Source organism: Chryseobacterium viscerum, from assembly GCF_025949665.1.
In the GTDB taxonomy this organism is placed as follows: domain Bacteria; phylum Bacteroidota; class Bacteroidia; order Flavobacteriales; family Weeksellaceae; genus Chryseobacterium; species Chryseobacterium viscerum_A.
In genome coordinates this window covers 115,254-129,129 of the sequence record NZ_JAPDFT010000004.1, presented here as the reverse complement: position 1 = coordinate 129,129, position 13,876 = coordinate 115,254, and the positions used below count along the sequence as shown (strand labels likewise).

The following is a 13,876-nucleotide window of genomic DNA, read 5'->3' as shown; positions in this document are numbered from 1 at the left end:
GCTAAACATCTAATATTTAACATCTAAATAAAATGTTACAAGTCAATTTTTTGCGCGACAATAAAGAACGCGTTTTAGAAGGTCTTAAGAAGAGACAATTCAAAAATCTTGAGTTGGTAGACGAGGCTATCGCTGCCGACGACGAAAGAAAAAGAATCCAGTTTGAACTAGATTCCCAGCTTTCCGAAATCAACAAAATTTCGAAAGAAATTGGGCTTTTGATGAAAGAAGGGAAAAAAGAAGAAGCGGAATCAGCAAAATCTAAAACAGCACAATACAAAGAGTCGAGCTCAGAATTGAAATCCCAGTTAGAAGTTAAAGAAAACGACTTACTGAATATTCTGTACCAGCTTCCGAACATTCCAAACGAATTGGTAAAAAGCGGAGCATCTGCTGATGATAATGAAATGATTTTCCAGTCTCATCCGGTAGAAGGGCTTGGTGAAGGCGCTATTCCTCACTGGGAACTGGCCAAAAAATATAATCTTATTGATTTTGAATTAGGGGTGAAAATTGCAGGAGCAGGTTTTCCTGTTTATTTAGGGAAAGGGGCAAGATTGCAAAGAGCTTTGGTTCAGTATTTCTTAGATAAAAATGTAGAAAAAGGATATACAGAAGTGAATCCTCCTCACGTTGTAAATGAAGCGTCAGGTTTTGGAACCGGGCAGCTGCCTGATAAGGAAGGACAGATGTATTATATCAACGAAGATAAATTATATCTTATTCCTACGGCTGAAGTTCCCGTAACGAATCTTTACCGTGATGTATTGCTGGATGAAAAAGATCTTCCGATTAAAAATACAGCATTCTCTCAGTGTTACAGAAGAGAAGCAGGAAGCTATGGAGCTCACGTAAGAGGGTTAAACCGTCTTCATCAGTTTGAAAAAGTTGAAATCGTAAGAATTGAAAAGCCTGAAAACTCTTATGCTGTTTTGGAAGAGATGGTAGAGCACATCAAAGAAATTCTTACAGATCTTGAGCTTCCATTCAGAGTACTAAGACTTTGTGGTGGTGATACTGGTTTTGCTTCTGCGATGACATACGATTTTGAAGTATGGAGTGCTGCTCAGGAAATGTGGCTGGAAGTAAGTTCTGTTTCTAACTTTGAAACATTCCAGGCAAACAGATTGAAATGCCGTTACAAAGGAGATGGTAAATCTCAGCTGGTTCACACCTTAAACGGGTCAGCAATGGCGTTACCAAGAATTATGGCTGCATTGCTTGAAAACAACCAGACAGCGGAAGGTATCAAGCTGCCTAAGAAGATTGCAGAATATGCTAGATTTGATGTAATTAACTAAACAGCGATCAGTTTGTTTAGCATACAAATAAAAACCCACCGGATTCCGGTGGGTTTTGTTTTATTCTGTAACAATGATAATCTTTTTATCTTCTTTTTTGAATTTTGAATCTTTATCATAAATGGCTTTCAGATCATATTCTATTCTTATGGAATGATCATCAATCTGCTTTATCCAGTCATGTTTGCCTGTAATTGATTTTATGGGACTCTCAAACTTTAAAGTAGTGCCGATCTTTTTGAAAAACATAATCATCATTCCGGCCATTTTCTCAGCTTCTTCCTTTGAGCTTTTGGAGCGAATAGCCTCTTCAATACTTTTAAGATTAAAGTTTTCGGTATCAATCGTCAGGGTTTTTCCGTCCCAATTATTATAAATATTCTGATCCAGCGGGATTTTTTCAGTTTTTGTAAAACTTTTCAGAATCAGATAATCTTCCGGTGAAAAATGATCCATCTTAAAAGAAAATCCTGCAAGTGTGTTATTTTCTTTCGTAGACTTCATGAAGATTTTTTTCATGATTTTGATGGAATCGGGATTTTCTGTTTTTAATTTTCCTTCTTTTCTGGCAACATCATACATACTTATCCAGGTAGTTGGAAGTCTGTCCATTTCTCCAAATTCCTTTTGCTTTAATGAATCTGGTGTCATAGCCATCATCTCTGCCATAAACTCTCTTGTATCAATATCCATTACGGAAGTAGAAGCGGCGTCCTTGTGATAGACAATTTCAGAATTCACACTGCAGGATTGCAGCATAAAAAAGCTTATCAGAAATAAGGCAATGGTTTTCTTCATGGTGTATTTAAATACAAATTAATGGCAGTTAACAGCCCCGTTTGGATCTTTAATGATGGTCATAGCTTCAGCTTTCGGAGAAACATAGGGAATTCCCAGCTCAAGACCTCTTAGAATGAATAATCCTCCCAAAATGATCATGATCACCGGAACTGCTTTTAAAACTTTTACCCTGAAGGCCTGATTCATGAGATTTCCGGCTAAAACGATAGCAAACATAAACGGAAGGGTTCCAAGGCCAAATAAAGCCATATATAAAGCTCCCTGCCATATTCCTCCTCCTGCAAGGCTGGCAGTAAGCGCCATATAAACCATTCCACACGGTAAAAAGCCATTTAACAGACCTGTTGTAAATCTTGAACGGTAATCCGCTTTCTGAAGTAATTTTCCCAGATTCATTTTTACGCTGTACAGAAATTTAGAGAGAAAAGGAATTTTTGAAGCAAAATCTTTTCCGCCAAATGAAAATACAGCCATAATGATCAGAAGAACTCCGGCAGTAATGGTAAGATATTTCTGAAAACCTGCCATTTCAAATCCCTGCCCGATAATTCCCAGAAGTGCACCCAATAAGGAGTAGGTGAAAATTCTTCCGAATTGATAGGTAAGGTTCTGAAGATAGAAGTTAGCTGCCTGCTTTTTGGTTAATCCCATCGACAGGGCAATAGGACCGCACATTCCGATACAGTGAAAACCGGAAGCAAAGCCTAAAGCAATAGCCGATACAATAAGTCCTATTTCCATATCACATCATAATCCATTCGGTAGTCTGCTTTATCTTTTGTCCAACTTAATCTTAATGTGTAGTTTCCTACTTTCAATACCTGTGCTGGTATTGTGAAAGACTGGCTGGCATCAAGCTGTACAGATTTTTTGATATCTAAATTCTGGTCGTCGGTTCTGTTTAAAACAAATTTTACCGTAGTATTTGAGTTGTTATATTCTTTTGGAAAAGTAATTTTAATTCCTTTGGCATCCTGGCTGTATACAGGTTTTTCCTGTAATTCATCTGCTTTTTTCTTCGCATCAATCACATCCTGGTACTTCAACTCCTCTTCGTAATAATTATCTGTTACCATTTCAGAGTTTTTCTGCCCATTTGGGAAAAGAAACATCATGGATAATATAAAAACTATGAATGCAAGTAATGCAATTACAACACCGTGTCCCCAACTAAAGTTCTTCATTTTTTTCTAATTAAAATTGCAGTTTAAATGGTCCTTCAAAATATGTCTGATATGAATCAATCAGTTTTCCTTTCATATCATAAACACCAATTGTGATATTCTGTTTAGAGAGTTTCATTTCATCTTCCGGGAAGCTGATATTAATCGTTCCTTTCGAAATTTTATCTCTGTCTACCTGAATTTTGCTTGATGCACTATAAGTAATTTCACCATGTGCCGGATCAATTACTTTGATGGTAACGATTTTTTTGTCGTTCGTTTTATTAAGGAAAGTATAATTATAGGTATTGGTAATTTTACCATCTCTTACAAAGAATGTACTCCCTGCCGGCTTGATGAATTTAGCTTCCATCTCACCACGGCTGTACAGAAGATATCCTAAGAATCCTACCAAAAGGAATAAGAATACTGTAAATCCTTTCATTCTGCCTGTAAACTTAAATTGAGTTTGTTTTTCAATTTCGTTTTCAGAAGCATACCGGATCAGTCCTTTTGGAAGCCCTACTTTTTCCATCACTTCATCACAGGCGTCAATACAGGCTGTACAGTTTATACATTCCAGCTGTTGTCCGTCTCTGATGTCAATTCCCGTAGGACACACTACTACACACTGGTGACAGTCTATACAATCTCCTTTGCCGGCAGCCTGACGGTCTTCACCTTTTCTCCATTTTGATCTGTTTTCCCCTCTTTTGAAATCATAGAAAACATTGATGGTGTCTTTATCAATCAATACCCCCTGAAGTCTTCCGTATGGGCATACCAATGTACAAACCTGCTCTCTGAACCATGCAAATACAAAATAAAATGCAGCGGTGAGAAGAATCATTACAATAAAATTGGTAGGATGTGCAAATGGTCCTTCACCAATGATCTTAAATACCTCTTCATATCCTACAATGTACATGAACATAAAGTGGGTGATGATTAATGAAATAATGATATAAACAGACCATTTTAAACTTCTTTTCCAGATCTTTTCACTGTTCCACTCCTGTCTGTCCAGCTTCATCTGCTTATTTCGGTCACCTTCAATCAGATATTCTATTTTACGGAAGATCGATTCCATAAAAATTGTCTGAGGGCAAATCCACCCGCAGAAAATTCTTCCGAACGCAATCGTAAAAACAATAATGAAGATTAAAGATGCAATAGCACCTAAAGTGAGGATAAAAAAGTCCTGTGGATAGAAAGGCTGTCCAAAGATGAAAAACTCTCTGTCTATAACATTGAACAACAATAATGGATTACCATTGATTTTGATAAACGGTAATGTAAAATAAATAATTAATAATAAATAGCTTACAATGTTTCTATAGTTGGTATATTTCCCTTTAGGTTTTCTAGGAAATACCCATCTTCTTTTTCCGGATTGCTCCATTGTCCCTATAGAATCTCTGTAAGTCTCAGGGTCCAGAACCTGTCCCTGTCCGCCGCGTACTTCTATTTCTTCTATGTCTGACATATGTAATAGGTTTTAAAAAAGAAAAAACATAATTCGTTACTATTTTTATCTAATAACAAATTATGTTTTTTTCATATGTTTCTAATTTTTTAAATTATTCTTTTTCCCAATGTGCTTCAGTTCCTTGAGGAGCTGCTCCTCCTTGAGCCTGAGTCACTGGTGGTTGTTCCTGATTGATGTGATATACATACGCTGCAATCTTTTCAATCTCTGCACCTGAAACTTCTCCGTTTTTACCGAAAGCTCTCATCGCAGGGTTAGTAGGAGAACCATTCCAGTCCATATGGAATACATTTTTGAATAACGTTTTCTCAGGCTGGTTGATCCAGTAGTTATCAGTAAGGTTTGGTCCGATACCACCACTACCGTCTTCTTTGTGACAAGATGCACAGTTTGTTTTAAATAATTCTTTACCTTCTGCAATATTATCAGCAGAGTATTTTGCTGTTTCTATCGTTACAGGAGGTTGAGTTTTTTGGTATTCTTCAATACTTGCCAACTGTTCTTTATATTCTTTTTCATATTCGCTTAATGGGTGAGCGAAGTCTGTGAAAGAGTATGCAGCAATATATACAATACAAAATGCGGTCCCAAAATAGAATAAACCTACCCACCATTTTGGTAACTGGTTATCCAACTCCATAATTCCATCGAAACCATGGTCGATAAGGATATCTTTTTCTTCAGTTTCAGATTGCTTTTTGAATGCAGCCAAATACATTCTTTTTAAGAAAGGAACTTTCTTTTCAGCTAAATAAGCTGCTTTTTCCTCCGGAGATAATTTTTTGAATTTGTTGTTTTCAATCAGATCTCCAATTGCACCATGGATATAGGCAAGGATACCAGCGATCACAACAGTTCCCCAGAAGTAAGGCGAAGCTAGGAACGCGTAGCTCTGTACAAATAAATAATAAAAAACTATTAAAAGCCCGATTATTATTAAGATGTTTACGACAACAGGTGTTCTTTGTTTCATAAAAAATAGTTTAATTTTTTAAATTAAAATCGTCATCCTCATCATCCCCAAGTGGTGCTTCTTCTTCTTCTTTGTAATATTTCTTAGGTCTGCTAAAAACATAGATTACTAAAGCTATGAAGAACAGCATAAAGAAAATCAGAGCCAGCGTCTGGTAGAAACCAGCGTTTTCTGTATTGGATAATATATCTTTAAAGTTCTGAGGAATCATATGAACCTTTTAATGTTTAGTTATTACTTGCTGTTTTGATTTCAGTTGTTTTGATATCTGTACCTAATCTCTGAAGATAAGAAATAAGAGCTACAATTTCTTTTTTCTCTAGTTCTCCCTGAGGTCTCTTAGCATAAGCCTGCTTAAGGTCATTTGCTTCAGAGAAGATATCTTTTACAATTTTTGCTGATTGGTTGTTAGCCCATTTATCTGCAGAATCGATTTCAGCCTTAGAATAAGGAACATCGAATACATTCTTCATCAGCTTCATTTTGTCTACCATCTTAGTTCTGTCTAAGTCAGTAGCAATTAACCAAGGGTAACGAGGCATGATGGAACCTGCAGAAGTTGATCTTGGGTTATACATGTGCTTGTAGTGCCAAGAACTTGGGTTTTTACCACCTTCTCTATGTAAATCCGGTCCTGTTCTCTTAGAACCCCATAGGAATGGTCTGTCGTATACGAATTCTCCAGCTTTGGAGTATTGTCCGTTTTTACCGTTGAATCTTGTAATCTCATCTCTGAACGGTCTGATCATCTGAGAGTGACAAGCGTTACATCCTTCACGGATATAGATATCTCTACCTTCAAGTTCTAGTGGTGAATAAGGCTTCACTGCAGAAATCGTAGGTACACTTTTCTTAAGAGATAGCGTAGGAATGATTTCAATTGAACTACCAATAGATATTGTGATGAAAGATAAAATACCTAATAATACCGGAGTTCTTTCCAACCAAAGGTGAGTACCTTCTCCTTCTTTTCTGTTCTTACTGATGTTTGCCAATGCAGGCGCTTCAGCAGGAACCTCTTTCTGGAATGATCCTTTTCTTACCGTAGCAATTACGTTTACGATCATTAAGATAGATCCTGAGATATAGAATAAACCTCCTACAAATCTCATTTTAAAGTAAGGGATAATAGCAGTTACCGTATCCAACCAGTTTTTCCATAATAATGTTCCGTCCGGGTTGAATTGCTTCCACATTAATCCTTGTGTAAATCCTGAAATATACATTGGAACTGCATAGAAAATGATTCCTAAAGTACCTAACCAGAAATGCCAGTTAGCTAATTTTACAGACCAAAGTTTTGTTCTCCACATAATTGGTACCAAATAATAGATAACTCCGAATGCCATGAAACCATTCCATCCAAGAGCTCCTAAGTGTACGTGACCGATAACCCAGTCTGTAAAGTGACCAATTTTGTTGATGTTTTTAGTTGCCAAAAGCGGTCCTTCAAACGTTGCCATACCATAACAAGTAACAGCTACTACAAAGAACTTAAGGATAGGATTTTCTCTTACTTTATCCCAAGCTCCTCTTAGCGTAAGAAGACCATTTAACATTCCTCCCCAAGATGGTGCAATAAGCATGATAGAGAACCCTGTTCCTACCGCCTGAGCCCAAGCCGGAAGAGCTGTATACTGAAGGTGGTGAGGACCAGCCCAGATATATACGAAAATTAATGACCAGAAGTGAATAATAGACAGTTTATAAGAGAATACCGGTCTGTCTGCAGCCTTCGGAAGGAAGTAATACATTAAACCTAGAACCGGAGTCGTCAATACGAATGCAACCGCATTGTGTCCATACCACCACTGTACAATAGCATCTTTTACCCCTGCATATGCTGAATAAGATTTCCAGCCTGTGAAAGATAAAGGTACTTCAAGGTTATTGAAGATGTGAAGCATTGCTACCGCAATCCATGTACCAATGTAGAACCAGATCGCTACATAAAGGTGTCTCACTCTTCTCTTTGAAATAGTCAGGAACATATTGATACCGAAAATGATCCATGAGAATGCGATCAATATGTCGATCGGCCACTCATGTTCAGCATATTCCTTAGAGGTATTGATTCCCATAAAGAACGTAACGAACGTAGCAACGATCATAAACTGCCAAGTCCAGAAATGTAACCAAGACAATGTGTCACTGTACATTCTTGTTTTTAATAATCTCTGTAATGAGTAATAAATACCCGTGTAAACAATGTTACAAACGAATGCAAAGATTACGGTGTTGGTGTGCAGCATTCTGATTCTACCAAAACCAAATGCACCATGAGTGTTTATTAAACCTTGAATATTTCCCGATGCCAAACTTTTGATGGTTGTGTCATCTGTCCCGAAAAAGAATTCAGGTAATTCAGGGTAGAAAAGCATTAATGCCGCCGTAAGCCCGAACGTAAACCCTATAAGACCGAAAACTAAGGTCGCATAAAGGAACGCACGGACAATACTATTGTCATAACTAAACTTCTGTGTTTCCATATCAACTATTCACTATTTTTCTCAATTTTTATTATTTTCTCCTATTTCTTTCTCGTCTTTATCTTTGTTGCCTGCTTCATCATTTTCTTTGATTTTTTCATCATCAAAAAGGATTCTGACAGCCGGAGATTCATCATCTTCAAACTGTCCTTTTCGGGCATACACTATAAATACGACCAAGAAAATCGCAGCCAAAGAAACACTGCAGAGGATCATTAAATATAGAATATCCATTGGACAACAAAATTAACCTATTTTCGGGGTTCAAATTTAGTGAAAAATAATGACATTCATCACGAAATGCCGATTTCAGCTAATTTAAAATCAGTCTAAATAAGGGCTTCTACGCCTGTTTTTTGAAATGTTTACGTCCTAATATCCAGGTTGAAAGTGTAGTAAAGGTAACCACCGTGATGGAACTGATTGGCATGATGATTGCTGCGAAGAGCGGATGCATATGTCCTGTAACAGCGTAACTTAAACCAACGATATTGTATAGAAAACTGATTATAAATGTCATTTTCACAATGGTGATAGAGCCCTTACAAACGTTCAGGTAATTGTCTAATGTAACCACTTTATCACCGTTCATAATTACATCAGAAGATGGTGTAAAACTGTTGGTGTCATCAGCAATTGCAATTCCTACATTACTTTGTTTTAAAGCTCCCGCATCATTAAGGCCATCTCCAAGCATTGCTACTTTCATGTGCTGATCCTGAAGGGCTTTAATATAATTCAGTTTATCTTCCGGATTCTGATTAAAGGCCATTCCTTTATAATTTGGAATAAGCTCTTTAAGTTGGCTTTCTTCTGAGGAATTATCTCCACTCAGGATAAATATTTTGTAGTTGGTAAGTTTTGTGAAAAGTTCTCTCAGTTTCGGGCGGTATTCATTCTTAAAGATAAATTTCCCTAAGTATTCATCATTTTTACTGATGTAAACTGCTGTTTCAAGGTTTTTGGGTTCCTGGTTGTTATAGCGTGCCGAACCGATTTTATAAAGATTTCCTCTTATGCTGGCTTCATATCCTTTTCCTGAGATTTCAACAAATTTCTCTACCGGGAAATATTCATCATTTACTTCGATGAATTCATACAGAGATTTTGAAAGCGGATGGTTGGAATTCTTTAATAATGTTTTAATATTCAAGGAGTCAAATTCGCTGATTTCGGGCCCTTCGTATTTGATATTTGATTTTTTTCTGTGGGTAATCGTTCCGGTTTTATCAAAAACAATGGTATCAAGCTTCGCGATTTTTTCAATCGTTAAAGTATCTTTTACATAGAACTTATTTCGACCTAAAATCCTCATAATGTGTCCAAAAGTGAACGGTGCAGACAACGCAAGCGCACAAGGACATGCAATAATCAGAATGGCAGAAATAACCTGGAACATCTTCTCCAGATCAATAAATGCCCAATAGGTTCCCGCAACGAGAGCAATGCCTAAAATTATGAATGTGAAGTATTTACTGATGTTGTTTGTCAGCGTGTCAAGTCCGGTCTCGTGTTTCTTAAAGGCCTCCTTGTTCCACAACTGGGTAAGATAACTTTGATCTACGTTTTTAATCACTTCCAGTTCCAGGGATGATCCTATCTGCTTACCTCCGGCAAAAATCTTATCACCAGGTTGTTTGCTGATACTTTCGCTTTCTCCGGTAATAAAACTGTTGTCAATATTTCCTTCTCCGTTGATCAGAATAGCATCTACCGGGATGATTTCCTGGTTTCTAACCAGAATTCTGTCACCCACTTTTATTTCAGACAATAAAATATTATCCTGTTTTCCTTCGAAATCAACTTTCGTTACAGCAATAGGATAGAAAGATTTGTAATCTCTGTCATAAGAAAGAGCACTGTATGTTCTTTTTTGGAAAATTTTTCCGAGAAGCATGAAGAATAATAGTCCACAAAGAGTATCGAAATATCCTGGACCATAATCTGTTACCACTTCGTAGATGCTTCTTCCGTATAGAACAAAAATTCCTAAGACAATCGGAACATCAATGTTAACAATCTTATTTTTTAAACCGTACCATGCAGATTTATAATAATCTGAAGCGGAGTAAAATACGACAGGTGTTGCCAAAAGGAATATCAGGGTTCTGAATAAGCCTCTGTAATGTTCCATCCAATAATCTTCCCCTCCGATATATTCAGGAAAGGCAAGGAACATTCCATTACCAAAAGCAAAGGCAGCAATGGCAAATTTTACTAATAAAGATTTGTCAAGATGATCTTCATTTTTATCAGCGGTTTCAAGGCTGATAACCGGTTTATATCCTAGATTGGTTAAAAATTTAGCTAGTTCGCTTAATTTCATATCATTATGATTGAATGAAATCTGTAAGGTCTTTCTTGTGAAATTAACCTGCGAATATTTAATATGCTTATTTAACGTGTGAAGGCTTTCTAATAGCCAGATACAAGAAGAACAGTGAATAACAGGGATTTTGAATGTAACGAGACTGGTGTTTCCTTCAGAAAAATCAGTCACTTTTTCAAAAATTTCCGGTGTGTCCAAGTAGTCAAATTGAGAAGAATTTTCATCATTCGGACGAATTCCCGCTCCTTTATTAAGCTCATAGAAATTGCTTAAATTATTTAAATTTAGAATTTCGTAAACAGACTTACATCCATTACAACAGAAAGTCTTTTCATCAAATAAAATTCTCTCTTTTTCTATCCCTTGACCACAATGAAAACAGTTCTCGCTCACCCCATAAAATATTGAACTACAAAATTATAACAAATTTTTTTGTTTATCGCGTTAAAAAGTTCTATTTTTGTGATAAATATCATATAAAATGCCGCAGGAACAACAGATAGCAATTGAAGAGAGGTTCGCCAGAGTTTTTAATGATAAATCATTTAAAGAAAGACTTTCTAGCGCAGATTTTGAGAAATACATTAATGGCAAAAAGAAACTGAGTTTTCAGAAACACGATACCATTTTCGAGGATGGCGAAACTCCAAAAGGAGTGTTTGTTCTGGAAAAAGGGGCTGCCAAACTTTCAAAATCAGGAGCGTTCGGGAAAGATCAAATTTTAAGATTTATCAAAGAAGGGGATATCATCGGCTATCGTTCTTTGCTTTGCGGGGAAAATTTCCAGGCCAAAGCAGAAGCAATGACAGATATTGAATGTGTTTTCTTACCCGCAGATATCTTTATGTATCTTCTGGAGGTAGATCCACAGCTGTCTTTCGTAATGCTTCAGAAAATCTCATACGAATTAGGAGAATCTTCCAATACCATCACTTTCCTTGCTCAGAAAACGGTAAGAGAAAGGCTTGCAGAAATTCTGTTGCTTCTGGAACAGAAACTGGGAGTAGATCCTGAAGGTTTTATCAAGATCTCATTAACGAGAGAAGAAATTGCCAATATTATCGGTACCGCTACAGAAAGTGCCATCCGTCTGATATCAGAATTCAAACAGGATAGTCTCATTGAAGTAGACGGAAGAAATATCAAGATCTTAAATCACGACAAACTCATGAAACTCGGTCACGTAGTTTTATAAATCATACAAAAACTTAAGTCGGCCCAAGGCCGACTTTTTAACTTTTAAAAATAGATAAATTATGTCTGTTCACTCTGAAATTAAAAAAGTTACAACTGAAACCTTGCGTAAAATGAAATTCGACAAGGAAAAAATAACAATGCTTACAGCCTATGATTTTACCACTGCAAAGATGGTAGATGCAGGTGGAGTAGATGCTATTTTAATTGGAGACTCTGCAGCGAATGTAATGGCTGGTTTTGAAACTACATTGCCTATTACGCTGGATCAAATGATTTATCATGCTCAAAGTGTGGTAAGAGGAACCGACAGAGCTTTGGTGGTAGCAGATTTACCTTTCGGAACTTATCAGAGTAACCCTGAAAAAGCACTGGAGTCTGCGGTAAGAATGATGAAGGAAGGTGGAGCGCATGCTGTGAAAATTGAAGGCGGAAAAGAAATCTCCAAGTCTATCAAAAAGATCATCAATGCCGGAATTCCGGTAATGGGACATTTGGGATTAACACCGCAATCCATCTATAAATTCGGAACTTATAAAGTAAGAGCTAAAGAAGAGGCAGAAGCCGAAAAACTGATCGCTGATGCACAGCTTTTGGAAGAATTAGGATGTTTTTCAATTGTATTGGAAAAAATTCCGGCAGAATTAGCGAAGAAAGTAACTGAAAGTATTTCTATCCCTACCATCGGAATCGGAGCAGGTTCAGATTGTGACGGACAGGTTTTAGTGTATCACGATATGGTAGGAATGAACAAAGGTTTCAGCCCGAAATTCTTAAGAAGATATCTTGACCTTTACACAGAAATTACAGGAGCTGTTGCTCAATACGTAAAAGATGTGAAAAGTGTAGAGTTTCCAAATGAAAACGAAAGCTATTAATCCATGCAGAATCAACAATCAATCCAGGGAATATTATCTATCGCAGCTTTGATTTGTCTTGCTGTAGGATGGTTTAATCTATTTTCTCCGGAAATCAATCATTTACTTTCAAGAAAAGTTTTTTATGTGCTGATAGGAGCAAGCTTCTTTATTCAGGCTCCGCTGCTTACGAATAAGAACTTTGTGTATGCAATGTACGCTGCTGCAGCGATCTGTGTACTGGGAGCATTTATTCCGGAAGATTCAAAACTTTCTGCTGTTAAAACTGTAGGTCTTTTGGCAGGGATTATCCTGTCTTTATCCAATAGAAGAAGATAGATGAAAGAAATATGAAGGAGCAGATTATATATGAAGACAACCATCTTCTGGTGATTAATAAAAAGGTTGGTCAGCTTGTACAGGGTGACAAAACCGGAGATGAATCACTATTAGAATCCATCAAGAATTTTATAAAAATAAGAGATGCTAAGCCGGGAAATGTTTTTCTCGGCTTGGTTCATCGTATAGACCGTCCTACATCCGGACTGGTGATCTATGCAAAAACTTCTAAAGCACTTTCCCGTCTTACACAGATGGTAAAAAACCGTGAAGTGAAAAAAACGTATTGGGCCGTTGTAGGAAAAGAAATGATCCCGCAAAGTCAAAAGCTGGTTCATTACCTAAAGAAAAACGAGAAGAATAATAAAGCTATTGTTTTTCCAAAAGCTACGGAAGGAGCAAAAGAAGCGATTTTGACTTATAATGTTATTAAGACTCTGGATAATTACCTACTTCTTGAAATTGATCTTGAAACCGGTAGACATCACCAGATCAGAGCACAATTGTCCAAAACAGGAATTCCAATCAAAGGAGATCTGAAATATGGAGCACCGCGTTCCAATCCTGATGGAGGAATCAATCTTCATGCAAGAAAACTGGAATTTATTCATCCGGTAACCAAAGAAAACATTGAAATCATAGCTCCTGTTCCGCAGAATGATGCGATCTGGAGGGCTTGTGAAGAATAATAAGAGAAAAATAATAGATAGGCTGGGAGTGTTACACTTTCAGCCTATTTTTTTTGATTAAATAATTTCCTGTTCTCATTATTTAGCTTTCTGTTCTGCCCTTCAAAAAATTTTGCCCATTCTAAAAAAATGTCTAACTTCGTCCCAAACTTTAGGGGTGTCTGTTACCAACAGACTGAGACTTTACCCTTTGAACCTGATCTGGATCATACCAGCGTAGGGAAAAGTAGATGACTTTTGCTGTACATTCTA

14 protein-coding genes and 1 riboswitch are annotated in these 13,876 nt (G+C 36.9%); of the genes, 5 read left to right on the top strand and 9 right to left on the bottom strand.

Annotated features, from left to right (window positions below):
* Window positions 1-32 precede the first annotated feature (32 nt).
* On the top strand, window positions 33-1,301 hold the full coding sequence (gene serS / locus OL225_RS19230; RefSeq protein WP_047428874.1) for a serine--tRNA ligase: 1,269 nt from the start codon (window positions 33-35) through the stop codon (window positions 1,299-1,301).
* A 60-nt stretch (window positions 1,302-1,361) separates the two neighbouring features.
* Here serS and OL225_RS19225 read toward each other — a convergent pair whose 3' ends face one another.
* From OL225_RS19225 to OL225_RS19185, 9 genes are all read right to left on the bottom strand, one after another.
* The gene (locus tag OL225_RS19225; RefSeq protein WP_264519266.1) at window positions 1,362-2,099 is read right to left on the bottom strand and encodes a hypothetical protein; all 738 of its coding nucleotides are present in this window, start codon (window positions 2,097-2,099) and stop codon (window positions 1,362-1,364) included.
* Window positions 2,100-2,117: 18 nt separating this feature from the next.
* The gene (locus tag OL225_RS19220) at window positions 2,118-2,843 is read right to left on the bottom strand and encodes a sulfite exporter TauE/SafE family protein (RefSeq protein WP_034692613.1); all 726 of its coding nucleotides are present in this window, start codon (window positions 2,841-2,843) and stop codon (window positions 2,118-2,120) included.
* Entirely contained in the window at window positions 2,834-3,286 is a 453-nt protein-coding gene (locus OL225_RS19215) for a FixH family protein (RefSeq protein ID WP_047377330.1), read from the bottom strand. Before OL225_RS19215 ends, OL225_RS19220 begins: the two co-directional genes overlap by 10 nt.
* A gap of 10 nt (window positions 3,287-3,296) precedes the next feature.
* The gene (gene ccoG, locus OL225_RS19210) at window positions 3,297-4,751 is read right to left on the bottom strand and encodes a cytochrome c oxidase accessory protein CcoG (protein WP_047377331.1); all 1,455 of its coding nucleotides are present in this window, start codon (window positions 4,749-4,751) and stop codon (window positions 3,297-3,299) included.
* Between the two features lie 94 nt (window positions 4,752-4,845).
* Window positions 4,846-5,727, bottom strand: a complete 882-nt coding sequence (locus OL225_RS19205; RefSeq protein ID WP_047377332.1) for a cbb3-type cytochrome c oxidase N-terminal domain-containing protein — start codon at window positions 5,725-5,727, stop codon at window positions 4,846-4,848.
* Window positions 5,728-5,737: 10 nt separating this feature from the next.
* Window positions 5,738-5,938 carry a cbb3-type cytochrome oxidase subunit 3 gene (locus OL225_RS19200; RefSeq protein ID WP_002983870.1) on the bottom strand — a complete coding sequence of 67 codons (201 nt, stop codon included), beginning with the start codon at window positions 5,936-5,938 and terminating at the stop codon, window positions 5,738-5,740.
* 16 nt (window positions 5,939-5,954) lie between these two features.
* Complete coding sequence (gene ccoN, locus OL225_RS19195; RefSeq protein WP_047377333.1) at window positions 5,955-8,216, bottom strand: cytochrome-c oxidase, cbb3-type subunit I; 2,262 nt, start codon at window positions 8,214-8,216, stop codon at window positions 5,955-5,957.
* A 21-nt stretch (window positions 8,217-8,237) separates the two neighbouring features.
* Window positions 8,238-8,450 (bottom strand): cbb3-type cytochrome oxidase assembly protein CcoS, encoded by a 213-nt coding sequence (gene ccoS, locus OL225_RS19190; protein ID WP_047377334.1) that lies wholly within the window; start codon window positions 8,448-8,450, stop codon window positions 8,238-8,240.
* Window positions 8,451-8,559: 109 nt separating this feature from the next.
* Window positions 8,560-10,938, bottom strand: a complete 2,379-nt coding sequence (locus tag OL225_RS19185) for a heavy metal translocating P-type ATPase (RefSeq protein ID WP_047377335.1) — start codon at window positions 10,936-10,938, stop codon at window positions 8,560-8,562.
* An 88-nt stretch (window positions 10,939-11,026) separates the two neighbouring features.
* Between OL225_RS19185 and OL225_RS19180 the strand changes: the two genes are divergently transcribed.
* The 4 genes from OL225_RS19180 (at window position 11,027) to OL225_RS19165 (ending at window position 13,624) form a co-directional block, all read left to right on the top strand.
* A complete protein-coding gene (locus tag OL225_RS19180) occupies window positions 11,027-11,740 on the top strand; it encodes a Crp/Fnr family transcriptional regulator (protein WP_034692595.1) in 714 nt (237 codons plus the stop codon).
* A gap of 61 nt (window positions 11,741-11,801) precedes the next feature.
* A complete protein-coding gene (gene panB, locus OL225_RS19175) occupies window positions 11,802-12,617 on the top strand; it encodes a 3-methyl-2-oxobutanoate hydroxymethyltransferase (RefSeq protein ID WP_047377336.1) in 816 nt (271 codons plus the stop codon).
* Between the two features lie 3 nt (window positions 12,618-12,620).
* The gene (locus tag OL225_RS19170) at window positions 12,621-12,935 is read left to right on the top strand and encodes a hypothetical protein (RefSeq protein ID WP_126652688.1); all 315 of its coding nucleotides are present in this window, start codon (window positions 12,621-12,623) and stop codon (window positions 12,933-12,935) included.
* Window positions 12,936-12,946: 11 nt separating this feature from the next.
* Window positions 12,947-13,624, top strand: coding sequence for an RluA family pseudouridine synthase (locus OL225_RS19165; protein WP_264519265.1), 678 nt, complete (start codon window positions 12,947-12,949; stop codon window positions 13,622-13,624).
* A 143-nt stretch (window positions 13,625-13,767) separates the two neighbouring features.
* Window positions 13,768-13,864: riboswitch (TPP riboswitch) on the top strand.
* Window positions 13,865-13,876: the final 12 nt, after the last annotated feature.